General features: G+C 64.7%; 22 protein-coding genes and 1 tRNA gene. 5 read left to right on the forward strand and 18 right to left on the reverse strand.

The genetic code is table 11. From position 1 onward, the window contains the following. The first annotated feature begins 48 nt into the window (after positions 1 to 48). The gene (locus G6N81_RS03865) at positions 49 to 186 is read left to right on the forward strand and encodes a hypothetical protein (RefSeq protein WP_165133304.1); all 138 of its coding nucleotides are present in this window, start codon (positions 49 to 51) and stop codon (positions 184 to 186) included. 5 nt (positions 187 to 191) lie between these two features. Here G6N81_RS03865 and pth read toward each other — a convergent pair whose 3' ends face one another. After that, positions 192 to 773 carry an aminoacyl-tRNA hydrolase gene (gene pth, locus G6N81_RS03870; RefSeq protein ID WP_165133307.1) on the reverse strand — a complete coding sequence of 194 codons (582 nt, stop codon included), beginning with the start codon at positions 771 to 773 and terminating at the stop codon, positions 192 to 194. Between the two features lie 75 nt (positions 774 to 848). Continuing rightward, positions 849 to 1,457 carry a 50S ribosomal protein L25/general stress protein Ctc gene (locus G6N81_RS03875; protein ID WP_165133310.1) on the reverse strand — a complete coding sequence of 203 codons (609 nt, stop codon included), beginning with the start codon at positions 1,455 to 1,457 and terminating at the stop codon, positions 849 to 851. 485 nt (positions 1,458 to 1,942) lie between these two features. Here G6N81_RS03875 and gndA point away from each other — a divergent pair, with 485 nt between their 5' ends. Beyond that, positions 1,943 to 3,346, forward strand: coding sequence for an NADP-dependent phosphogluconate dehydrogenase (gndA, locus tag G6N81_RS03880; RefSeq protein WP_241245107.1), 1,404 nt, complete (start codon positions 1,943 to 1,945; stop codon positions 3,344 to 3,346). A gap of 183 nt (positions 3,347 to 3,529) precedes the next feature. Here gndA and G6N81_RS03885 read toward each other — a convergent pair whose 3' ends face one another. From G6N81_RS03885 to G6N81_RS03920, 8 genes are all read right to left on the reverse strand, one after another. Then, the gene (locus G6N81_RS03885) at positions 3,530 to 5,053 is read right to left on the reverse strand and encodes a sensor histidine kinase (protein ID WP_165133316.1); all 1,524 of its coding nucleotides are present in this window, start codon (positions 5,051 to 5,053) and stop codon (positions 3,530 to 3,532) included. After that, positions 5,053 to 5,787 (reverse strand): response regulator transcription factor, encoded by a 735-nt coding sequence (locus tag G6N81_RS03890; protein ID WP_165133319.1) that lies wholly within the window; start codon positions 5,785 to 5,787, stop codon positions 5,053 to 5,055. The genes G6N81_RS03885 and G6N81_RS03890 overlap by 1 nt, the downstream gene beginning before the upstream one ends. 87 nt (positions 5,788 to 5,874) lie before the next feature. Further along, positions 5,875 to 7,392, reverse strand: coding sequence for an FAD-dependent oxidoreductase (locus tag G6N81_RS03895; protein ID WP_241245059.1), 1,518 nt, complete (start codon positions 7,390 to 7,392; stop codon positions 5,875 to 5,877). Positions 7,393 to 7,418: 26 nt separating this feature from the next. Next, positions 7,419 to 8,285, reverse strand: a complete 867-nt coding sequence (locus G6N81_RS03900) for an FAD:protein FMN transferase (protein ID WP_165133325.1) — start codon at positions 8,283 to 8,285, stop codon at positions 7,419 to 7,421. 1 nt (position 8,286) lies between these two features. Further along, entirely contained in the window at positions 8,287 to 8,721 is a 435-nt protein-coding gene (locus G6N81_RS03905; protein WP_165133328.1) for a hypothetical protein, read from the reverse strand. A gap of 87 nt (positions 8,722 to 8,808) precedes the next feature. Then, positions 8,809 to 9,843 carry a ribose-phosphate diphosphokinase gene (locus G6N81_RS03910; RefSeq protein WP_165133331.1) on the reverse strand — a complete coding sequence of 345 codons (1,035 nt, stop codon included), beginning with the start codon at positions 9,841 to 9,843 and terminating at the stop codon, positions 8,809 to 8,811. Continuing rightward, positions 9,827 to 11,248: a bifunctional UDP-N-acetylglucosamine diphosphorylase/glucosamine-1-phosphate N-acetyltransferase GlmU gene (gene glmU, locus G6N81_RS03915; protein WP_165137738.1), complete on the reverse strand. Its 1,422-nt coding sequence runs from the start codon at positions 11,246 to 11,248 to the stop codon at positions 9,827 to 9,829. The genes G6N81_RS03910 and glmU overlap by 17 nt, the downstream gene beginning before the upstream one ends. A gap of 46 nt (positions 11,249 to 11,294) precedes the next feature. After that, positions 11,295 to 11,366, reverse strand: a tRNA-Gln gene (locus G6N81_RS03920). A 102-nt stretch (positions 11,367 to 11,468) separates the two neighbouring features. On the opposite strand from G6N81_RS03920, the gene G6N81_RS03925 reads away from it, so the two are divergent. Both G6N81_RS03925 and G6N81_RS03930 read left to right on the forward strand, forming a co-directional pair. Continuing rightward, entirely contained in the window at positions 11,469 to 11,972 is a 504-nt protein-coding gene (locus tag G6N81_RS03925) for a MarR family winged helix-turn-helix transcriptional regulator (protein WP_165133334.1), read from the forward strand. A 7-nt stretch (positions 11,973 to 11,979) separates the two neighbouring features. Beyond that, positions 11,980 to 13,770, forward strand: a complete 1,791-nt coding sequence (locus G6N81_RS03930) for an ABC-F family ATP-binding cassette domain-containing protein (RefSeq protein WP_165133371.1) — start codon at positions 11,980 to 11,982, stop codon at positions 13,768 to 13,770. Here G6N81_RS03930 and G6N81_RS03935 read toward each other — a convergent pair. From G6N81_RS03935 to mgrA, 6 genes are all read right to left on the reverse strand, one after another. Continuing rightward, positions 13,763 to 15,046 (reverse strand): RNA polymerase sigma factor, encoded by a 1,284-nt coding sequence (locus G6N81_RS03935; RefSeq protein WP_165133374.1) that lies wholly within the window; start codon positions 15,044 to 15,046, stop codon positions 13,763 to 13,765. The genes G6N81_RS03930 and G6N81_RS03935 overlap by 8 nt on opposite strands. Before the next feature lie 3 nt (positions 15,047 to 15,049). Next, positions 15,050 to 15,400, reverse strand: a complete 351-nt coding sequence (locus G6N81_RS03940; RefSeq protein ID WP_165133377.1) for a YciI family protein — start codon at positions 15,398 to 15,400, stop codon at positions 15,050 to 15,052. Positions 15,401 to 15,547: 147 nt separating this feature from the next. Further along, on the reverse strand, positions 15,548 to 17,065 hold the full coding sequence (locus tag G6N81_RS03945) for a 5-oxoprolinase subunit B/C family protein (RefSeq protein WP_165137741.1): 1,518 nt from the start codon (positions 17,063 to 17,065) through the stop codon (positions 15,548 to 15,550). A 55-nt stretch (positions 17,066 to 17,120) separates the two neighbouring features. Beyond that, positions 17,121 to 17,879 (reverse strand): LamB/YcsF family protein, encoded by a 759-nt coding sequence (locus G6N81_RS03950; RefSeq protein ID WP_165133380.1) that lies wholly within the window; start codon positions 17,877 to 17,879, stop codon positions 17,121 to 17,123. A gap of 23 nt (positions 17,880 to 17,902) precedes the next feature. Then, positions 17,903 to 18,832 (reverse strand): 4-(cytidine 5'-diphospho)-2-C-methyl-D-erythritol kinase, encoded by a 930-nt coding sequence (locus G6N81_RS03955; RefSeq protein ID WP_165133383.1) that lies wholly within the window; start codon positions 18,830 to 18,832, stop codon positions 17,903 to 17,905. A gap of 101 nt (positions 18,833 to 18,933) precedes the next feature. Next, the gene (mgrA, locus tag G6N81_RS03960; RefSeq protein WP_277602644.1) at positions 18,934 to 20,004 is read right to left on the reverse strand and encodes an L-glyceraldehyde 3-phosphate reductase; all 1,071 of its coding nucleotides are present in this window, start codon (positions 20,002 to 20,004) and stop codon (positions 18,934 to 18,936) included. A gap of 94 nt (positions 20,005 to 20,098) precedes the next feature. Here mgrA and G6N81_RS03965 point away from each other — a divergent pair, with 94 nt between their 5' ends. Next, on the forward strand, positions 20,099 to 21,670 hold the full coding sequence (locus tag G6N81_RS03965) for a Na+/H+ antiporter NhaC family protein (RefSeq protein WP_165133386.1): 1,572 nt from the start codon (positions 20,099 to 20,101) through the stop codon (positions 21,668 to 21,670). On the opposite strand, the gene rsmA is transcribed toward G6N81_RS03965, so the two are convergent. Next, complete coding sequence (rsmA, locus tag G6N81_RS03970; RefSeq protein WP_165133389.1) at positions 21,663 to 22,526, reverse strand: 16S rRNA (adenine(1518)-N(6)/adenine(1519)-N(6))-dimethyltransferase RsmA; 864 nt, start codon at positions 22,524 to 22,526, stop codon at positions 21,663 to 21,665. The genes G6N81_RS03965 and rsmA overlap by 8 nt on opposite strands. Beyond that, positions 22,523 to 23,398 carry a TatD family hydrolase gene (locus G6N81_RS03975; protein WP_165133392.1) on the reverse strand — a complete coding sequence of 292 codons (876 nt, stop codon included), beginning with the start codon at positions 23,396 to 23,398 and terminating at the stop codon, positions 22,523 to 22,525. Before G6N81_RS03975 ends, rsmA begins: the two co-directional genes overlap by 4 nt. Positions 23,399 to 23,405 lie beyond the last annotated feature (7 nt).

The following is a 23,405-nucleotide window of genomic DNA, read 5'->3' on the forward strand; positions in this document are numbered from 1 at the left end:
GCCAGGTTCATACGCTCTGCTACCTGGGCATCAGAGGATCAGTCCCCCATGGACATGCACTGGGAGGGTTTCTTGCTTCGCCCCCGTGACCTCACCGCGCAACGCGTCGCGATCCCCGACGAACGCACGGACTTCAACGACATACCCGACGAGGAGCTGTACAGCGAGTACCTTGACGAGCAGTAGCACTGCTACTTCGGTGCGTGGACCTTCTGCTGGGCGGCGATCAGACCGTCGTCGACGACCATCTCGACGGCGTCTGCTGCGTCAGCGACGAGAATCGGGAGGGTGGTGCGCTCCGTGGAACCGAACTCGCTGAGCACCCAGTCCGCGGGATCTTGACGACCAAGCGGCCGGCCGATCCCTACGCGAACACGGACGAAGTCCGGAGTTGCGAGGGCCTTGGCGATGTCGCGGAGTCCGTTGTGCCCGCCGTGCCCGCCACCTGCTTTGAGTTTGAGCTGGTCGAACGGGATATCGAGCTCGTCGTGCACGACGATGATGCGGTCGGCTGCAACACCGAAAAACTGCGCAACGCCCACGGCCGGCCCACCAGAGGTATTCATGTAGCCGTTCGACTTCACGAGCACAAGCTTCGCTGCCCCCGGGCGGAGCCACGTCTCAGCGACCCGCGCGCCGGCCTTGTGCTGCCGCCATGATGCGCCGCGCCGCGCCGCGAGCTCGTCGACGACCATCTGCCCAACGTTGTGACGCGTCTTCTCATACCGTGAACCGGGGTTTCCGAGCCCCATCACCAGCCAGGTGTCCGCCATAGCGTCCTTTCCACACGCCGTCTCAAGATACGACGAGGGGCGCGGTCGCCCGCGCCCCTCGCATACAAAAGAATCTTACTCGGCCGACTCAGCAGCGGCAGCCTCGGCCACGGCGGCGTCGGCGGCGTCATCCGCGTCCGAGCCAGAACCAGCGGCCGTCACGGCGAGGATCAGCAGCTCGGGGTCGTCCGTGAGGGTTGCGCCCTCGGGCAGCACGACGTCCTTCGCGAGGATCTGCGTGCCATCGGTGAGACCGTCGACGTTGATGACGATCTGCTCGGGAATGTTGAGCGCGTCCGCTTCAATCGCGATTGCCTGAGCGGAGAAGGTCGTCATCGTTCCTGCGAACGACACGCCCTCGACAACGTAAGGAACGTCAATCTGAACCTTCTCGCCCTTGTTGATGACGACGAGGTCAATGTGCTCGATGATGCGGCGCACCGGGTCGCGCTGGATGTCCTTCACGAGGGCGAGCTGTTCCGTGCCCTCGATGTCGAGCGTGATGATCGCGTTCGAGTGACGCACGATCAGCGCGGTCTCGTGACCGGGAAGCGCGAGGTGCTGCGGTTCGGTGCCGTGGCCGTACAGAACGGCGGGGATCTTGCCGGCGGCGCGCAGACGGCGGGCGAAGCCCTTGCCGAACTCGTTGCGGACGTCGACGGAGAGCTTGTACTGATCAGCCATGATGACTCCTGAAATCGTTGGTACGGGTTCTCGACTCGAACGCTTTCCCAGAAACGGGAACGTGAGGAGACCCGGCAGGGTCATCTTCACCGCGTCGATCACGGACACGTACACGCGTCCCTCGCCGAGGTCAGTTTCCATGGTACCCGATGGGTTCGATAAGCTGATCCAGCGTGCGCACAGCGCGCCCCACCGCTTTCCCTTGCACCCGAGGAGCCCGCACCATGGACGCATCGCAATTGATCACTCTCGTCGTCGGCGTTGTCACCCTCGTAACGACGGTGCTCGCGGTCGGTGCGATGTATTCGATGGGCCGCCAGGGCTCATACGACAACTAACGTCGAGGTTTCGGACTTCTCACGATCCGACCGTCACTCCCGTTATCGGCGAGCGACTAGCCTGGGTAAAGATCTGAATACTCTCTTATTAAGGAGACGTGCGTGAACGCTGCCGCAGCGAACATCGGGGTCGTCGGCCTCGCTGTGATGGGCTCGAACCTCGCCCGCAACCTCGCCAGTCGCGAGGGCAACACTGTCGCGGTGTACAACCGCAGCCGTGAGAAGACAGACCAGCTCGTCGCCGAGCACCCGGAAGCCGGATTCATTCCGGCGTTCTCGTACGAGGAGTTCGCAGCGTCGCTGTCGAAGCCCCGCACGGCGATCATCATGGTGAAGGCGGGCCGCGGAACTGACGCGGTCATCGATGAGCTCGTCAAGGTCTTCGAACCGGGCGACATCATCGTCGATGGCGGAAACGCCTACTTCCCCGACACGATCCGCCGCGAGAAGGCTGTCCGTGCAACGGGCATCAACTTCGTCGGCGCGGGTATCTCGGGCGGAGAAGAGGGCGCACTGAACGGCCCCTCGATCATGCCGGGCGGATCTGACGAGGCGTGGATCACGCTGGGGCCGATCCTGAAGTCGATCGCTGCCGTCGCCGAAGGCGAACCGTGCGTCACGCACGTCGGGCACGATGGCGCCGGCCACTTCGTCAAGATGGTGCACAACGGCATCGAGTACGCCGACATGCAGCTCATCGCCGAGGCATACGACCTCATCCGTCGCGGTACGGGCAAGACTCCCGCCGAGATCGCTGACATCTTTGCTGAATGGAACACGGGCGAGCTCGAGTCGTATCTGATCGAGATCACCGCCGAGGTGCTTCGCCAGGTCGACGCCGAAACCGGCAAGCCGCTTGTTGACGTCATCCTCGATCAGGCCGGAGCCAAGGGCACCGGCGCCTGGACCGTGCAGACGGCGCTGGCACTTGGTGTTCCCGTCTCCGGTATCGCCGAGGCAACGTTCGCACGTTCGCTGTCGTCGCACCCCGAGCAGCGCGCCGCGGCGAGCATCCTCCCCGGTCCGGAGGAAGCCTTCGAGGTCACCGACGTCGACGCCTTCATCGAGGATGTCCGCCAGGCTCTGTTCGCCTCGAAGATCATCGCCTACTCGCAGGGCTTCGATGAGATTCGCGCCGGCGCAGCCGAGTACAACTGGTCGATCGACCTCGGCGCCGTGTCGAAGATCTGGCGCGAAGGATGCATCATCCGCGCTCAGTTCCTCAACCGCATCGCTGACGCGTACGCCGAGCAGGCCGACCTTCCCGTTCTGGCAGCAGCTCCGTACTTCGCTGATGCCCTGACGCGCGGCCAGGCATCCTGGCGCCGCGTCGTGGTCGCAGCAACGCAGGCAGGTATCCCCTCGCCGGCGTTTAGCTCGTCGCTTGCGTACTACGACGGCATCCGCGCCGACCGTCTGCCGGCCGCTCTTGTGCAGGGTCAGCGTGACTTCTTCGGCGCGCACACCTACAAGCGCATTGACAAGGACGGCACGTTCCACACGCAGTGGTCGGGTGACCGTACCGAGATCGAGGCTGTCGACACGCACTAGCGTCTCCGCAGAACACGGGCGCCGCGGCAGGTTCTTCCTGCCGCGGCGCCCGTGTTTTGTGTGCAGGAGCTGGTGTTGGGAACCCCGAACGGACAAGCACCGCCGCGACCGGGGCACATCTTGCCAAGCGTGCCGCCAGCGTCTCCCCATCGCGAGTTCGGGCACCGCTCGCGAATCTGCGCACTATGTCGACGGCCGCGCCGGCAACGTCACGGTGAACGTCGTCGATCCCGGCACGCTGAGAACGGAGATATCGCCGTGGTGCGCCTCAACAATGGCCTTCGCGATCGACAAGCCCAGACCCGACCCTCCCGTTCGCCGATTGCGGCTACTGTCCGCGCGCGCGAATCGGGCGAATAGCGTGTCCTGCAGCTGGGGGGCGATTCCGGGCCCGGTGTCATGAACGGTCAATATCGCTCGGGTTGACGACCCCTCACCGACGGTGCGGAGCCCCACCGTCACCTGCGTGCCCTCGGGCGTATGCGTACGCGCATTCGCCAGCAGGTTGGTCACGACCTGCGTCAGTCGAGCCTTATCCCCGGCGACCAACACGGGCTCCTCCCCCACATCGGCGCCCCAGTCGTGTTCCATTCCCGCCATCGCCTGATCGCCGACCGCTTCGACAACAAGCTGGTTCAGGTCCACCATGTCGAAGGTGAGTTCCATCCCCTCGTCGAGCCGCGCGAGAAGCAGCAGGTCCTCGACCAGCCCGGTCATCCGCTGCGACTGAGCCTCAATCCGTTCGAGCGACTGCCGGCTCGATTCCGTCAGCTCAGGGTCACGCTGAGACAGTTCGCTATATCCGCGAATCGATGCGAGGGGTGTGCGCAGCTCGTGACTGGCATCCGCGACGAAGCGTCGCATCGTCTCTTCGTTGCGCTGACGCGCGGCGAGCGAGTCTTCCACGTGATCGAGAAGGGTGTTCAGGGCGAACCCCACCTGTCCGACCTCAGTTGATGGGTCGGACTGCTCTTCGGGAACCCGCTCGGCAATCGACACAACGCCTTCGTCGAGCTTCTGGCGCGAAACACGCGTTGCCGTCGCCGCGATTCCGCGCAGCGGCCGGAAACCGCGGCTAATCACACCGCTTGTCGCAAAGCCCAGCACGAGCATGCCACCGATGGTTGCCAGCGTGATGGACCACAGCATGCGGGTCAACACCGTGCGCTCCGAGCCCAGAGAAATGCCGAGAACGCCGATAATCTCACCCGACTGCGTCACGGGTACGATACGAAACGTGCCGAGCCCGTGCAGGTTCACCGTTGTGTCTCCCGCAGAACGGGCCGTCTTCATCACCTGCTCGGCCTGAGCAGGCGACAGGTGATAACGCGCAAGGTCGTCGCCGACGACGGCTCCTGATTTGCCGGAAAACGGACTCTCGACAACAAGAATTGTGCCGGGTGAGGCCTGGGCGCCCTGCAACTGGTCGGCCGCGGTGCCATGCACGGCGGAAATACCGATCTGTGGGCTGAGATTCTCCCACGCGCTCGTCAACTGCTGATCGGTCTGGGCCGCCAAAACGGTGTTGAGCATGACACCCGTGACGGCCGATACCACAAGCAAAATACCTGCGACAATCGCAAAGATCGTCACCATCAAACGCGTCTGCAACGTCAGACGCTTGCCACGACGCTGCCGCAGAACGGGCTGCGGCGGATAAGGCGCGGCGGCCTCCGCCTCCGCCTGCTGCGGAGCGTCGGTGGTCATTACTGCGGTGCCTTGATCATGTATCCCACGCCGCGCACCGTGTGAATGAGCGGCTCCCTGCCCGCGTCGAGTTTTTTCCGAAGGTAGGAGATGTACAGCTCGACAACGCTGGACTTGCCCCCGAAGTCGTAGTTCCAGACGCGATCGAGGATCTGCGCTTTCGACACAACGCGGCGCTGGTTGCGCATCAGGAATCGCAGCAACTCAAACTCCGTTGCGGTGAGCTCCACTTCTTCCTCGCCGCGGATCACCTCATGGCTGTCTTCGTTGAGGCTGAGGTCGCCCACGCGCAGAATCGGGTCAGGCTCGGCCGACAGCGCCGTTCCCGCACGACGCATCAGCGCCCGCAATCGCGCAACAACCTCCTCGAGGCTGAACGGCTTCGTGACGTAGTCGTCACCGCCGGCAGTGAGGCCCGCCACGCGGTCGGCAACAGCATCCTTCGCCGTCAAGAACAGAACAGGCACCATGTTGTTCTGCTGACGCAGTCGCTGCAGAACCGCCATTCCGTCAAGGTCAGGCATCATGATGTCGAGAACAAGAGCATCAGGTTCGAAGTCCTTGACGGCCTCCAACGCCTCGAAACCGCTGCTCGCGGTGCGCACATCCCAGCCCTCCATGCGCAACGCCATCGACAACAGATCGGTCAGCATCTGCTCATCGTCAACAACGAGAACGCGGACGTCGGTGCCGTCGGCGCGAGACAGGGCGGATCCATGGGGTGCGTTCGTCATGTTCACCATTGTGCGCCGGTTTCTATGCGTTCGCTATGGCGCGGCTTATGTCTGACCTGTGAATCCCGCCCTGCTTGCCGGCAGGTTTCAGTACCCGGAGAAGGCGTCGGTGGTGACCTTGCGGGCCCGGCCCAAGGCTGGTGCCAGGCCGGCGATCAGGGCCGGGGGGCCCGAGACGAACGCATGACGATCCGCCAGATCGGGGACCACCGTGAGCAGTGCTTCGGCGGTGAGTCGATCTCCGCTCCATGTCCAGTCGGTCGGCAACGCCGCGGGCCGATCAGGAACAACGACGTGAACAGGAACGCCGCAACGAGCGATGTCATCGCGGTAGGCAAGTTCATCGGAACACGAGGCGACGTACACGAGAACAACATCACGAGACACCCGGGCAAGGCGATCGTGCCGCAGTTGCGAGACGATCGGGGTGATGCCAATACCTGCCGCCACAAGAAGAACGGGTCCCCTGCGGGGCAGGAAGAAATCGCCCCACACTCCCGTTGCGCGCACCCGCGATCCGGTCGGCGTTGCCGTGAGCGCATGTTTGAACGTCGAAAGATCTCCCGCCCGCTCACGGTAAGCGATCCGCACCTCCGGCATATCCTCCGGGGCCGAAACGATTGAGAACTCCCGCCGGCTTCCGCGGGCATCGGGCCGCGGATGAGGAATGTCGAGTTCCAAGAACTGACCGGGAACGAACCGGAAAGGCCGATCAGCCACCATCGACAGCTCTCGGACCGTCGGAGTGATCTTTGTGCTGCGTGCAAGCGTCATGCGGATTGCCCCGCGAGCCACAAAAGCGGCGGCAATGAGGTTGCCGATCAACAACGCGCGTTCCTGGCCGAGCGTCATGACACCAACAGAAATCGGCCACCCGACGAGAAGTCCGACGACCACGGCGATAAGCACCTGCTGGCGCCGACGCGGCGGAAGCGTGAGGGGCTCCGTGAGCATAAAAGCGCCGAGGAAGAGCACCGGCGATTGAACAACGACCGCCGTGATCACATCGACAACCGGAAGGGTTGCTCCAAGCTGGTGCAGTTGAACGTAGGTGCGGAGCAGGGAGGTGGCAACGGCGACGAGGAGGAAAACGCTGACGACGCCGATGCGCTCCGTTCGCCATGCCACGACCCCGCCAATGAAGAGCACAGGCACGAACAACCAGGGCGTTCCGACCCACCAGGCAGAGCCCCCGCTGATCACCGGGGTGAGCGAAACGAGCGTCGCCACTGTCGCGCCAACCGCGGCGGGGTTCAGCAGATGCCGGCCGCGCCACACGAGAAGGTGCTTGGACGCAGAAGCCGCAACCGCGGCCACAGCGGCGCCGAGAAGCGTGGCGACATCGCTCCCTGGACGGAGCACGAACAACAAGATGCCGGCCGTGATCAGCGTCGATTCCGGCCGCCAGATTGCCCCACGCAACCGATGCACCACCATGTCGATTCCGGCGCCAACCCCAACAAGCACGGCAGCGGTCAGCAGAAGCGACGCCGGCTCTGGACCGATAAGACCGAAGAACGACAGCACACATGCCAGCGCGGCGAGCACAGCCAGGCCGGCCAGCACCAACCGGTACATCGTGATCCGCCCCAGCGCACCACGCATTCTTCTCACTGCACTACCCAGCCCGTTCATGCAAATACCTCCGCCACGCGCTGATCAACTCGGTCACCGAGCGACCACTCGGCGCGCCCATCGGTGAACATCCTCACCCAGTGCACGCCGCGCTCATGAGCGAACTGCGGCCCGCCGTCGAAGAACAGCCCCGTCGCCGCGGCATCCGCCGTCATCGCGTCGGGAGCGATCGCCCACGTTGCCGCGATTTCGCGAACGGGTTCTCCCGTTCGTCCGTCCAGCACATGATGTAGCTGGTTACCCCACGCGCGCCGATTGGTCGCCGAGGCGCACAGCGCCTCTCCGTCAATCTCGACCACCCCGATCGCCGTGCGTGAATCGTAGGGGTGCTCAAGCGCAATGCGCTGTGGCATCCCCCGAACTCGAATGTCGCCGCTCGCGTCGACGACGACCGGTCCGGCGATCTCATCACACACGAGATCGACCAGTCGCCCCTTTCCCATCGCACCCACGTCGATGGTGCCGGGCCGAGCGAGTCGCAGAGATGTCTCGTCCCAGCTGAGGATCTCGCGCCAGCGCACAGGGGCCGGAAGCGCCGAACCGGTGGGCTTCAGCGTGATGTCCGCGTCATATCCCAACCGGCTCAGGGAGTCGCCGATCAGGGGATTGACCCCTCCCGCCGTCGCCACGGAAAGCTCGCCGGCGAGTGCCAACATGGCCTCGGCATCCGGTGGCGCAGGAACCGAGCCGCCTTTCAGCGACAGGCGTGACACAACAGAATCGGGCCGAAACCGCGACCAATCGGCGTCGAATTCCGCAATCACGCGCGACACCGCGTCGCGCTCCCCCGCTGCGATCGGCCCCGGGGTGACGATCTCCCATGCCGTGCCGATCGCGTCGAAGCGCCATACGGCGGGCGACATGTTAGAGCTCCGCGTCCTGCTTGATCTGCTCGATCGCCTGGTTGAAGCCGCCGCTGGTCAACGATGAACCCGCAACTCGGCTGACGTTGATCTCGTCGAGTGGCTGGCCAACGACCTCATCGGCGATGCCGTCGATGAACTGTCCTTGGAACTGCCGACTCTCGGTGGCCTGCGGATCTCCCACCACCTCGACGGACGTGACGACGGAGTCCTGCACATCGACGGTCACCTCGACCGTTTCCACGGTCTCGGGCGTCTGGTACGTGCCCTCCGCCGAGTATGTTCCGTCGGCATAGCCGGTTTCGGTGGGCGTTATATCGGTCTGCTGACCGCCGCCATACCCGGAGGCGCCGGGCGTCGCGGCGCCACAGCCCGCGAGCGCCATGATTCCGGCGACACCAACAAACGCCGCAGAGGCGCGCACAGTTCGGTTCATTTCGATCCTCCCAGCTGGAGCCGCGACGTGCTGCGTACGCGCAACGCTACCGAAAAACGAACCCATTCATCCGTCTCTGAACGATATTCAGGCAGCGCCGTCGAACATACTCGTGACGGAACCGTCATCGAAGACCTCCTGAATGGCGCGCGCGAGAAGCGGCGCGGCCGAGAGGACCGTGAGGCTGTCGAAGCGGTGATGCGGAGGAATCGGCACGGTGTCGGTAACAACAACGCGGTCGATCGCCGGGTCCTGCAGGCGTTCCACGGCGGGGTCCGAGAAAATCGCGTGGGTTGCCCCAACGATGACCTTCTTGGCGCCGTTCTCCTTGAGCGCGCGCGCCGCCTTCTGGATCGTGCCGGCGGTGTCGATCATGTCGTCAACGAGGAGGCACGTGCGCCCCTCGACCTGTCCGACGATCTCGTGCACAGAGATCTGGTTCGCGACCTTCGGGTCACGTCGCTTGTGAATGATGGCGAGCGGAGCAAGCAGCGAGTCGCTCCACGTGTCGGCAACACGAACGCGTCCCATGTCGGGAGAAACAACCGTGAGTGTTTCGCGGTCTTCCTCCGTGAGCGTCTCCTGGAAGTGCTTGAGCAGAACCGGCTTCGCGAACAGGTGATCGACGGGACCGTCGAAGAACCCCTGGATCTGCGACGCGTGCAAATCGACACTCATGATGCGATCGGCGCCGGCCGTGGCAATGAGGTCGGTGACAAGGCGGGCGGAAATCGGCTCGCGGCCGCGGCCCTTCTTGTCCTGACGGGAGTACGGGTAATACGGCAGGACCACCGTGACGCGCTTCGCCGAGGCCCGTTTGAGCGCGTCAAGCATGATCAGCGTTTCCATCAAGTCTTCGTTGATGTTTTCGCCGAAGCTCTGCAGGAGGAAGACATCGGTTCCGCGCATCGACACCTCGAAGCGCGTGTAGATCTCTCCTGCGGCAAATGTGCGGCACTCCGTTGGAGCGAGCTCGATACCGAGGTTCGCCGTGACGTCGCGAGCGAGCTCAGGATGCGAACGCCCGGAGACCACCACCAGACGCTTCTTCGTCTTCTGAACCTTGCCCGGGGCGATGCCCCGCTCGAGGTCGAGGTCAACGGTCTTATTCTTGCCCGTCATCGGTCGCTTTCTCTGAGTCTCGAGCACGCTCTGCGGCTTCTGCTGCCGCCGTACCCGCTCTGTTCTTCTCGACCCACCCCTGGAGGTTCCGCTGGGGTGCAACGCTTAGGCCGAGCGCGCCGGGCGGAACATCTTTTCGGATGACCGCGCCTGCGCCCGTCTTTGCGCCGTCGCCCAGTCTAACGGGGGCGATGAGAACCGTATGTGAGCCGGTGTGCACATGGTCGCCGATAACGGTGCGGTGCTTCGCCACATCGTCATAGTTCGCCGTGATCGCTCCGGCACCGAGATTGACACCAACACCGATCTCGGTGTCGCCAACGTAGGACAGGTGAGGAACCTTGCTGCCATCGCCGACAGTCGAGTTCTTGATCTCGACGAACGTTCCGGCTTTAGCCCCGCGACCGAGAACGGCGCCCGCGCGCAAATACGCCCACGGACCGACGTTCGCGCCCGCGCCGATAACGGCGAGGTTCGCATCAGAACGGCGCACAACGGCGCCCTCCCCCACTTCGGTATCGACGATTGACGTGTCCGGACCGATCGTTGCGCCCGTTGACACATGCGAGGCGCCGAGAATGTGGGTATTCGGCAGAATCGTCACGTCTTGTTCGAACGTGGCCGTGTCATCGATCCACGTGGTGTGTGGGTCTTGAACCGTGACCCCACCGGCTTCCCATCGCCGGATGACGCGCTGGTTCAGCATGCGCCCCGCTTCCGCGAGCTGGCGGCGATCGTTCACGCCCAGCGCTGCTGATGCATCGGGCGCGGAAACGGCGGCAATGCCGTGACCGTCTGCGCGAAGAATGCGGATGACGTCGGTGAGGTACATCTCGCGGGCCTCGTTGTCGATGCCAACGTCCGCGAGAGCGCGGCGCAGCTCGGGCGCGCGAAACACATAAACGCCCGCGTTGATCTCGGTGACCGCGGCCTCTTCTGCCGTCGCCCCCTTCTGCTCAACGATGCGGGCGACAAGACCCGAGGCGTCTCGGATCACGCGGCCGTATCCGTGCGGGTCCGCCAGCTCGGCGCTCAAGAGCGTTGCGGCGGCGGCGCGACCCGCGTGTTCGGTAAGCAGCGAGCGGAAGATATCTGGCTCGATCAGGGGGACATCGCCCGAAAGAACGAGAACATCACCATCGAACTCTGCCGGAAGCGCCTCGACGCCCAGTTGGACAGCGCGCCCCGTTCCCGGAATGTCGTCCTGATCGACGGCGATGACGCCGGGGTAGTCCTCAAGAGAGGCAACAACCTCTTCCCGCTTGTGGCGAACCACAACGCGCACGTGTGCGGATCCGAGCGCCTCCGCCGAGCTGAGTACGTGTCCGAGAAGCGTTCGCCCCCCGATGCGATGTAGAACCTTGGGCGTATCCGACTTGAGGCGGGTGCCTTGACCAGCCGCCATCACCACGATCGCCAGCTGGCGCTGGCCCTCACCGTTTTTCGTCACGCTCCGCCACCAGGATTCGAACCCGGACCTCACGGCTCCAAAGGCCGTCGTGCTGCCATTACACCATGGCGGACTACGGCTGACGCCGCCCTATAAGTCTTGCATGAACGACGAGGGGAAACGTGAATGCGATGCGCACAGCGCGTAAGAGGGCGAGACACGCGATAATCATCGGATGGGCAGTGAACATGATGAGGTCGATCGGATCGTCGGGGCGTGGAGCGCCGAACGACCCGACCTCAACTTCTCACCGATGGAGGTGCTCTCCCGCGTGGACCGCCTGTCGCATCATCTCGACAGGGAACGACGCGAGGCGTTTCGCCGTACCGACATCGAACCGTGGGAGTGGGATGTTCTCTCAGCCCTGCGCCGCGCGGGAGACCCGTTCCGGCTCAGCCCCAAGCAGCTCCTGCAACAGACCCTTGTCTCGAGCGGGACGATGACCAACCGCATCGATCGTCTGCGCGAGCGCGGCCTCGTCGAGCGAGCCACAGACCCGGCCGATCGGCGCGGCGTCCTCGTGACGCTCACCGACGAGGGGCGGACGCGCGTGGACGCGGCAATCACCAGGCTCATCGACGCAGAGTCGGATCTTCTGCAGTCGATGTCAACTCACGACCAGAAGCGGCTGGGCGGACTCCTCCGCCAGCTGCTCATCTCGTTCGACGGAAAGGCGTAACGCGCACATGGCCCACCTCATCGGAGGCGAGGACCTGCGGGTCGACTTCCCCGCGAAAACCGTTCTCGACGGCGTCACGGTCGGAGTGGCCGACGGCGACCGCGTCGGCATTGTGGGACGCAACGGCGACGGCAAATCAACGCTCATGAAGGTGCTGATGCAGCGCATGGCGCCCCATGACGGACGCGTCACGCAGAGGAACGCGTTGCGGGTCGGAATGCTGGCGCAGGAAGACGATCTTCCCGGCGGCGGAACGGTTCAGCACGCGATCGTCGGCGATGCCGATGAACATACCTGGCTGGGCGACGCGCGCATCCGCGATGTTCTCGACGGGCTCACAGGAGACCTCGATCTCGCGGCCGATGTCACGAGCCTCTCTGGCGGACAGCGTCGCCGCGTCGCCCTCGCGAAGCTCCTCGTCGGCGACTGGGATGTGATCGCTCTTGACGAGCCCACCAACCACCTGGATGTTGAAGGAATCTCCTGGCTGGCGCAGCACCTCGATCGCCGCTGGCAGAAGAATCAGGGCGCGCTGTTGCTGGTGACCCACGACCGGTGGTTCCTCGATGCCGTGTGCACACGCATGTGGGAAGTGCACGACGGAATCGTCGACCCCTTCGAGGGCGGATATGCCGCGTACGTTCTGCAGCGTGTCGAGCGACAGCGGCAGGCGGCTGTCGCGGAAGAAAAGCGACAGAACATCATGCGTAAGGAGCTCGCGTGGCTGCGACGCGGCGCCCCCGCCCGCACATCAAAGCCGAAGTTCCGCATCGATGCCGCCAATCAGCTGATCGAGAACGAGCCACCCGTGCGCGATGCCGTTCAGCTGACGCAGCTGGCAACGGCTCGCCTCGGCAAGGACGTCGTCGACCTGTTGGATGCCGGCGTCGTGTACGACGAGCGCGACGTTTTGAATGATGTCACCTGGCGCATCGCCCCGGGAGAACGCACAGGAATCCTCGGCGCGAACGGTGCCGGAAAGTCAACTTTGCTCGGCCTGATCTCAGGTGCCGTCGAACCCACATCGGGTCGCGTCAAACGAGGAAAGACCGTACGAATCGCGTACCTGGATCAGCGACTCAAGGAGCTCGATGAGGTACGCGAACTACGGGTACGAGAAGTTCTCGCGCGGCAGAAATCGTCCTACGTCTCAGGCGACAAGGAACTCTCACCGTCGCAGCTGCTGGAACGACTCGGATTTCGCACCAGTGAGCTGTCGACGCCGGTAAAGGACCTCTCGGGCGGACAGAAGCGCCGTCTGCAGCTGCTGCTCGTTCTGCTCAACGAGCCGAATGTGCTGATCCTGGACGAGCCCAGCAACGATCTCGACACCGACATGCTCGCGGCGATGGAAGACCTGCTCGATTCTTGGCCGGGGACGTTGCTGGTCGTCAGCCACGATCGTTACTTGCTCGAGCGCGTCACGGATCAGCAGTACGCGGTCCTCGACGGCCGGTTTCGACATCTTCCCGGCGGAGTCGATCAGTACCTCGAACTGCGTGCCGCCCAGGCTGCGTCCGGCTCCTCCCCCGGAAACAAGCAGGCGCAGACGACAGCGACCGCGGAACCGGAGCTGTCGGGTTCCGAGCGGCGCTCGGCAGAAAAAGAGCTGAGCGCGATCGAGCGCAAACTCGCGAACCTGCAGGTGAAGGTCAAAGCAACGCACGCAGAGATGGCGGCGCACGATCAGGGTGACTTCGAAGGTCTCGGCATTCTCAATGGCAAGCTCCGCGATCTCCAGGAGCAAAACGACGCCCTCGAAGAACGCTGGCTAGAGCTGAGCGAACTCCTCAGCTGAGCTCGGCGAGCAGCTCGTTCAGCAGAACATCCTCGGCAGCGTTTCCCGGGAGATCGAGAGCCCGCCGAAAGGCAGCAGCCGCCTGCGCGGTCTGGCCCAGCTCACCGAGGGTTGTTGCTCGAGCGATGTGAAATGGACGAAAGCGCGCCATCGCCGCATCACCCGTCATCTCGTCGAGCATCCTCAGGCCGACCTCGAACCCCTGCGCCCGCCCGCACGCGATGGCGTGCCCGAGACGGACAACGGGGCCGGGCTCATACGCCCCGAGCATGCGGTACAGCACGGCGATCTGCGCCCAGTCAGTACTGTCGATGCTCTCCGCTTCCGCGTGGACAGCCGCGATAGCCGCCTGAATGGCACAGGAACCGGCCCCTGGGGAGCCCGCTGCCATCTCGGCCAGCCGCGCGCCCTCCGACACGAGCTCTGCCGCCCACAGCGACCGGTCCTGGTCGGCCAGCGGGACAGGGCGTCCGGAGCCGTCTACGCGTGCGGGACGCCGTGCCTGCGTCAGCAACAGCAGCGACAGCAAACCCGCGGTCTCCGCTGATCCTGGCATCAGCGCGTACAACATACGAGCCAGACGGATCGCCTCTTCCGTGAGGTCGTCACGGGTGTGCTCCGGCCCGGTCGACCGCGCGAAACCCTCGGAGAACATCAGCAGGACAACCTGCAAAACACCGCTCAATCGCTCCGGAAGATCTCGGTGTCGCGGAACGCTGAAGCGGATTCCCAGCGTACGAATCCGCTTCTTCGCACGGATGAGACGTTGCTGCATGGTCGGAACGGGTACCAGCAGAGAGTGGGCTACCTCCACCGTTGTGAGTCCCGCAAGAAATCGCAACATCAGCGCGGCGCGATCATCGGCGGAAAGAGCCGGGTGAGCACAGGCGAAGAACAAACCGAGCCGGTCGTCCACCCCGCTCTCGTCCTCCCGCACATCTGCCGGATCATCGGCGCCGTGCGACGCTCCGACACGAAACGCATCGTGTCGAAGCTCAGCGACCTTTTGCTGCTGAACCGCGTCGCGCCGCACGACGTCGATCGCGCGGCGCTTCGCCGCCGTCATCAGCCAGGCGGCGGGTACGGCGGGCACACCCGTTTTCGGCCAACTGCGCAATGCCCGCACCGTGGCATCCTGCAGCGCGTCCTCCGCGAGGTCCAGGTCTCCGAAGCGACGTGTCAGCGCCGCGATGATCGATGTGCGCTCATCACGTGTCAGCGCCGCGGCGGTGCCAACGGCAGATCCGTCGGCACCGCTCAGACGTGCGTCCGGCATGGCTCAGTAGGGCGCGACGGCACGAATCTCGACGTGACCGCCGGGAGCCGAACCCGGGCTCTTCTTCGCCCAGTCGATCGCCTCGTCGATGCCGGGAACATCGATGATGTAGCCACCCCCGACGAATTCACGTACCTCGGCGTACGGCCCCGATGACACAACACGCTCGCCGGCGCCGTCCGTTTGCACGATGACACCGGCGGCCGCGTCGTCCTCGAGAGCGAACGAGGTGACCACGACGCCCGCCTCGGTGATCTCCTTGTCGAACGCGAAAAACTCTTCGGGGCTGGCTCCGCCGTCCTCACCACAGTTCGGATCGTCGACGTGTCCCATCAGCAGCAGTGCGTACTTCACAGTTCCTCCTTGGTAGCGCCCGTAGCAATAACGGGCGATGGCGCCGGACCGAACGACCCGACACCATGATGACGAACACGCATGCCGGATATCGACAGCCTCCGCACAATTCGTTGTCCCAGTTTTTCGAAGCGCCCTGGTCTCTGACTACACCGCGAAGCGAATGCTCTCGCCAGGGCGCAGTTGCGCCGCGGCATCGGTGTCGATGACGACGGCGATCACGGGATACCCACCCGTCACGGGGTGGTCGGGCCCGAAGATGACCGGCATCCCGGACGGCGGGACCTGGATCGCGCCACGCACCATCCCCTCGCTGGGAAGCTCCCCCTGCCGACGCCGCAACGCTCGTCCGTCGGCAGCCGACTCGAGCCGGATTCCCACGCGGTTCACCTCATCGCTGACAACCCACGACATACCCAGAAACGCATCGAACTCGCCGTCGGGTAACCACTCGGTGCGCGGACCAGGGATGACACGCAGGGTGCGGGTTTCGGTAGCGGGCTCTTCCGGCGCTCCCACGGCTCCGGCCGTCGAGGAACCCACCGCGAGCATCTGCCCCGCCGCGAGCGCGGGCGTGCCGATTCCGCTGAGCGTGTCGGCGGAGCGGCTTCCGAGAAAGGCCGGAACATCGATGCCGCCGCGAACGGCGACGTAGGTCAGGAGACCGTGATCCGGCGTTCCGACCGTCAGCGTTTCCCCATTGCGGAGGAGAAACGGAGATCCGAAGGCGATCTCTTCCTCGCCAATGTGAGCGCCGGCGATGGCGCCCGTGAGAGCGAGAACCTGGTCGCCACGGGCCGTGACCGTGAGACCGCCCAGCAAGGACTCGATCACGGCCGCGTCTCGATCGTTTCCGACGAGGCGATTGGCCGACAGCGCTGAAGCGGTGTCGGCGGCACCGGACGCGGTAACACCCAGATCGGCGTGGCCGGGACGCCCTCGGTCTTGAACGAGCGATCGCGGACCGGGCGCGTCAATCTGTAGCCCGTGTGCGCTGTCCGGTGCTGACATATCCGGCTCCGCCGAGCGCTGCGCTCTGGTTGCCGACGCAATCGTCGTGGTGGCGCGAACAGCACGAAAGCGCACGGTATCCCCCGGACGGACAAGGGCGGGGGAATCGCGTCTCTGATCCCACATGGCCGCATCGGTGCGGCCAATCAGCCGCCACCCGCCCGGTGACGCCCGCGGGTAGACCGCCGAAAACTCGCCCGCGAGCCCAACAGATCCTGCCGGAACGTGGGTGCGAGGAGTTTCCCGGCGAGACACCTGGAGACGGGTGTCGCCGTCGGCCAGATACGCGAAGCCGGGCGCAAAACCGCCGAATGCTGCCCGCCACGGAGTGTCCGTATGTGCGTTAATGACCGCCGCAACAGACATGCCGGTCATGTCCGCGACGTCGGCAAGATCCTCGCCGTTGTACTCAACCTCGATCTCGATGTCTCGACCCGCCGCAACCTCGTTCTCGGGAACCTCGAGAACAGGGATGATGGCCTCCGCACGGCGCGCATGGCGAGCGGTCTGAAACGTCACGAGGACGGTCCGCGCTGCCGCGACCGCGTCGAGCTGCCCCGCCAGCGGCTCGGCGAGAAGGCGGGCGTGAAGCGCCATCACGCCGGCGAGGGACGGTGCTTCCAGAAGAAGCCCCCGCTCCCCTGCCCGCCGCATCTCGGTCACGGCCTCTTCTCCGCAGCCCGGGTCCACACGCTGGCTCGCCGAGTGATCATGCGAACCTCACAATCTCGACGCCAGCCTCATCGAGCGTTCTGCGCACTTCGGCGGCCATCGCCACCGCGCCAGGGGTGTCCCCGTGCACGCAGACACTCTCGGCGTCGACACGCACCAGCTCCCCGGTTGCGGCGCGAACGACTCCTTCTGTGACGAGGCGCAGCACGCGCTCCGCGACAGCGGACACATCATGAATGACGGCGCCGGGCTCCCGGCGAGGAACAAGCTCGCCCCCGGCGGTGTACGCACGGTCCGCGAAGGCCTCGCGCACGACGCGCAGCCCGGAGCGCTCGGCGATGTCCAGCACGAGAGATCCCGGGAGCCCAACAAGCGGAAACGATGCATCGACGTCGCGAACGGCGTCAACGACGGCGCGGGCATGCCCCTCGTGCCGAACGATCGCGTTGTACAGGGCGCCGTGCGGTTTGACATACCGGACGGCGACACCCTCGGCCGCCGCAAGCGCCTGCAACGCCCCGATCTGGTAGACGATGTCTGCCGCGAGTTCCGCCGGCGCGCAATCGAGAAAGCGTCGTCCGAAACCCGCGCGGTCCCGGTACCCAACGTGAGCGCCGACGCTCACGTTTGCCCCACGCGCGGAGCGGAGCGTCGCCCGAATTCCCGCTGGGTCGCCCGCGTGGAACCCGCAGGCGACGTTGGCGCTGGAGATACTCGGAAGTATGGCGGCGTCGTCGCCCATCGTCCAGGCCCCGAAAGACTCACCGACGTCGCTGTTCAGATCGATGCGTGCCATCTTCCGAACCTATCGCGACGGGCTCAGACGATGCGCGCGCCGTGGACGGGACCGTAGACGTGGATCGCCTCGTGTCCGGCGGACATCAGCACTCGACGAAGTTCGTCTGCCTTCGTGGTGTCCTCCACCAAGAACGCGACCGTCGGCCCAGATCCCGAGACGAGACCCGCCAGCGCTCCGGAGGTTTCCCCGAATTCGAGAACGTCGGCAAGATCCGGGCGCAGTCGCAACGTTGCCGCTTGCAGATCGTTGCGGATGACATCGGCAAGAAGGCGCGCATCTCCGGCCCGCAGTGCCTGGAGCACACCGGCATCAACAGACGGCGTCGCAGAAACCTCCCCGAGCGCCTCCTGGTGCTCTCCTCTGTGCCGGTCTACCTCCCGGTACACGGCCGGGGTCGACAGCCCAACGGGGTTCGGCACAATGACCCATTCAAAGCGCCCGTGCGCGAGTGCAGCGCTCAGCTCGTCGCCGCGGCGAGTGCCCACCGCTGTGCCCCCTTTGAGGGCAAAGGGGACATCTGCGCCGAGCTGCGCGGCAAGTCGGTGGAGCTCCTGTGAGCTGAGGTCGGTTCCCCACAGCGCATCGCAGGCGACAAGGGCCGCAGCCGCATCCGCGGAACCGCCTCCCATACCGCCAGCAACGGGAACCTCTTTGCGGATGTCGAGGTGCACACCGCCCTCGTAGCCTGTCTCCGTGGCGAGAAGCTGCGCTGCCTGAAGAGCCAGGTTGGTCTCGTCGGCTGGCACTCCGGAAACGTCGACCGATCCGGTCACGCTGATCGTGAAATCGTCTGACAGCGTCGCCACAACATCTTCGAACAGCGACACCGCTTGGAATGTCGTCGCCAGCTCGTGGTAGCCATCACTCTGCAACGCCCCTACGGCGAGGAACACGTTGATTTTGCCGGGTGCGCGTACGCGCACCCCCTGGAATTCTTCCGCCAGCGACATACCTTCAGCGTATCTCGCGGCGCCCGGCCTTCCCGACCGATGCGAGACCGCCTGGCACGAAGATGACGCGCCGCGCGGTGATCACCCGCGCGGCGCGTGCACTACTTCTCGAAGGCGCTTCCCGGTCCTCCCGGCAGACCCGCCGAGATCTGATCGATACGGGTCAGTTCCTCATCCGAGAACGGTGCCGCGTCGAGGGCAGCGAGGTTCTCGTCCAGTTGCTCGGGACGCGAGGCGCCGATCAGAGCTGATGCCACGACACGGTCCCGGAGAACCCACTGCAGAGCCATCTGCGCCAGGCTCTGTCCGCGAGCGGAAGCGATATCGCCGAGCCCACGGAGGATCTCCAACGCCTGCGGCGTGAGACGCGTCGGAGGCAAAGAACCGCGCTGCTGAGCCCGCTCGGCGGTTCCGTCGCCCAGGTACTTGCCCGTCAATAGTCCCTGCGCCAGAGGAACGAAAGCGATCGCCCCCATTCCCTCATCACGCAAAGCATCCGTGAGCCCGCCCTCAACCCAGCGATCGAGAATCGAATAGCTCGGCTGATGGATCACCAGCGGAGTGCCAAGAGAGCGAGCGATCTCTCCGGCTGTGCGTGTGCGCTCGGCCGAGTACGAGGAGATCCCGACGTACAGGGCTTTCCCCTGACGGACAAGCGTGTCGAGAGCGCCGATCGTTTCTTCCAGGGGCGTGCCCTCGTCCTCGCGATGGGAGTAGAAAATGTCGACGTACTCGAGACCCATGCGATCGAGGGCCTGATCGGCGCTCGCAAGAATGTACTTTCGCGAGCCCCGATCGCCGTACGGCCCCGGCCACATGTCGTATCCGGCCTTGGAGGAGATGATGAGCTCATCGCGGTACGGCGCGAGGTCTTCGCGCAGAATCCTGCCGAAGTTCTTCTCTGCCGATCCGTAGGGGGGACCGTAGTTGTTGGCCAGATCGAAGTGGGTGATGCCCGCGTCGAAAGCGTGCCGGATCAGCGCGCGCTGGTTGTCCATCGGAATGTTGTCGCCGAAGTTCCACCAGAGTCCGAGCGAAATGGGCGGCAGGTGAAGACCGCTGCTGCCGACGCGGCGGTAGCCTCCGCGAGCGTATCGATCGGTTGCAGCGGTATAGGGGCGGTGGAGGTCGGCGATATCCGTCGCCGTGCGAAAGAGAGCGTCATCGGTCACCCGGTGTACGCTACTCTCCCCCATGTATCGCTTCGACATGGAACGACATACCCGGTTGGATGGGAAGCCTGACCTCTCCGCGCCGAAAGGGATCATGTCCGAGCTCACCACGGCGTTCCCGCTGCTCACGCTCCTGCCGCCCATCCTCGCCATCGCGCTTGTCATCATTACCAAGCGCGTTTTGCTCAGCCTCGGGATCGGCGTCGTCTCCGCAGCGCTTTTGATCAACAATCTCCATCCGGTCGACACCGCCCTCGCCGTGTGGAACGCCTTCGCCGTGATCTTCTGGGACGACGGCCTTAACACGTGGTACGTCTTCATCCTGATTTTCACGCTCCTGCTCGGCGTTGTGGCGGCGTTCATCACCATGTCTGGCGGAACAGCGGCATTCGCCGCCTGGGCGTCACGGCGCATCGACAATCGGCGCGGGGCGCTCTTTCTGCCCGCGATCGTCGGCATCGTCATCTTCATCGATGACTATTTCAACGCGCTCGCTGTCGGTCAGATCTCCCGCCCGGTCACGGATCAACACCGCGTTTCGCGCGCGAAACTTGCCTACATTATCGACTCGACGTCAGCGCCCGTCGCTGTGCTCTCGCCCGTCTCCAGCTGGGGCGCGTACATCCTCGGCATTCTCGCTCCGATCATCGCTGCGTCCTCGCTCGAGATGAGCGGAATCCTCGCTTTCGCCGGAGCGGCCGCAGCCAACTATTACGCCATCGCTGCCGTCGTGCTCGTGTGGCTCACGATCGTGTTCCGGATCGATATCGGGGCGATGCGTCGCGAAGAACAGCGCGCTGTCACGACCGGACAGACCTTTGATGCCAACGACACGGTTCCCGGTCAGCTGTCGGAAGATCTTCCCGCGCACCGACCCGGATCGATCCACGCGCTTCTCATCCCGTTCGTGCTTCTTGTCGTCGGTGTTTTCGCCGGCATCGCTTGGACGGGCCGTGCGGCATCGGGCAGCTGGAATCTCATCGACATTCTCGCGGATACCGATGCGAGCACGGCGTTGCTGTTCGGGGTGGCTCTCGGGCTCACGGCCGCTGTCATCTTCTACGTGGTGAACACACGCGGCAACGCGGAATTCACCGCGCGAACGTTCGGCCGCGGCTGGTCGGAGGGCGTGAAGTCCATGATGCCTGCTGTCGGGATTTTGATCCCCGCCTGGATGCTCGGCGATCTCATTGAACAACTTGGCACGGGAACCTTCCTCGGCGACCTCATCGTCGACGCCAACCTTCCGGCGCTGTGGCTGGTCCCGATCGTGTTTGTTCTCGCCGCGGGGATGGCCTTCGCGACGGGAACGTCCTGGGGGTCGTTCGGGCTGTTGCTTCCGCTGGCCGGAGGCATCGTCAACGCGATGGACGAGCCATCGCTGCTCTTGCCGGTTCTCGGCGCGGTGCTCGCCGGAGCCGTCGCCGGCGATCACTCATCGCCGATTTCCGACACCACCATCCTGTCGGCGACGGGTGCGGCCAGCAACGTCATCACGCACGTGATCACGCAGCTTCCCTATGTCGGAGTAGCGGCAACATCCGCTCTCCTCGGATACGTTGCGCTTGCGCTGACGGGAAGCACCGCAATCGGCCTCGCGGTTGTCGCAGGAGGCCTGGCGGCGTTCGTCTTCCTTGCCAGAGCCGTGACGAAACCGCTCAGCTGATTGCGTCGGAATCCGTCATACTGCGCGCAACCCGGAGGAAGTCGTGCACGGTGAGTTCCTCACCCCGCGCCGTCGGTGCGACGTCGGCCCTCTCGAGAATGGCTGACGCACTCGCTGCCGTTCCACCGAGATCCTTCGACAGCGCCTGGCGGAGCATCTTCCGCCGTTGCTGAAACGCCAGATCGATGAGCCGGAACGTCTGCTTGCGCTCCGCCAGCGATCCGAGTTCCGCATCCGCGCGTTCAAACCCGACCAGAACGCTGTCGACGTTCGGAACGGGCCAGAACACACGGCGCGAGACGGTGCCGGCGAGGCGCCAGTCTCCGTACCACGCCGCTTTCGCGCTCGGGGAACCATAGATCTTCGATCCAGGCTCAGCCGCGAGACGCTCACCGACTTCCGCCTGCACCATCACAACGCCGCGCCGCAGGTTCTCGAACGTCTCCATGAAGTGAAGCAGTACCGGAACCGACACGTTGTACGGAAGGTTCGCGACCAGCACCTGTGGGTCGCCGGGGAGGCCCGTTACGGTCATCGCATCGTGTTCGACCACCGTCAGCGCGCCATCCGGCACGCCCTGTTCGGACGCCGTCTGAAGCAACCGTGATGCCAGCCGAGAGTCGATCTCCACGGCCGTCACATCGGCTCCCGTTTCCAGGATGGCCAGGGTCAACGACCCCAGCCCCGGCCCGATCTCGACGACGCGTTCTCCTCGCACAACCCGCGCCGCCGCGACGATCTTGCGCACGGTGTTGGCGTCGACGACGAAGTTCTGTCCGAGCTTCTTCGTCGGCGTGACGTCAAGTTCCGTCGCCAGTCGACGAATGTCGGAGGCGCCAAGCAATCGGATACTCATGCGAATTCTCCGTATACGTCGATGGTGTTTTGTCGCACCTGGGCGCACAGCTCGTCGACGTCCGCACCGAGTTCTGCCGCCATGAAGCGCATCGTGATAGGCACGAGATACGGCGCATTGGGCCGACCGCGGAACGGCGCCGGCGTGAGGAACGGAGCGTCGGTTTCGACGAGGATCCGCTCGCGGGGTGTGACGGCGAGGGCATCGCGCAGATTCTGCGCGTTCTTGAACGTCACATTGCCGGCGAAGGACAGCCAGTACCCGTGCTCAGCCGCCTCGCGAGCCATGTCCTCATCGCCGGAAAAGCAGTGGAACACCGTCCGCTCCGGCGCCCCGACGCGGATGAGCGTGTCGAGCACGTCGCGGTGCGCCTCGCGATCATGGATCTGCATCGCGATGCCGTGTTTCTTCGCCAGGGCGATGTGTGCCTCAAACGAGGCCATCTGCGCGGGCCGGCCCTCTTCATCCGTGCGGAAGTAGTCGAGGCCGGTTTCGCCGATGGCACGCACACGCGGGCGCCCGGCAAGCTCATCGATGATCCTGATCGCCTCATCGAGACGCCCCTCGGCGGCGTAGATGGGTGCGTCGTTCGGATGGATCGCGACGGCGGCGAGCACGCGAGAATCGCTTTCTGCCGCCTCGGCAGCCCACTGGGACGACGCGATATCGCCCGATGCCTGCACAACGCCGGCAACGCCGACCGCCGCCGCGCGATCGAGCTGCTCAGCAAGCGTCAGCGCATCGTCACCGTCGGCGATTTCCAAGTGGCAGTGATTGTCGAACACGGGAACGGTAAGCGGCTCCGGGTTCGCGGGGCGGGACACATCCTTACGGCCCACCTTCTCGCGCTGCTTTACGTAGGTCTCGGCCACGAGGAGG

The organism is Microbacterium amylolyticum, from assembly GCF_011046975.1.
Classification (GTDB): domain Bacteria; phylum Actinomycetota; class Actinomycetes; order Actinomycetales; family Microbacteriaceae; genus Microbacterium; species Microbacterium amylolyticum.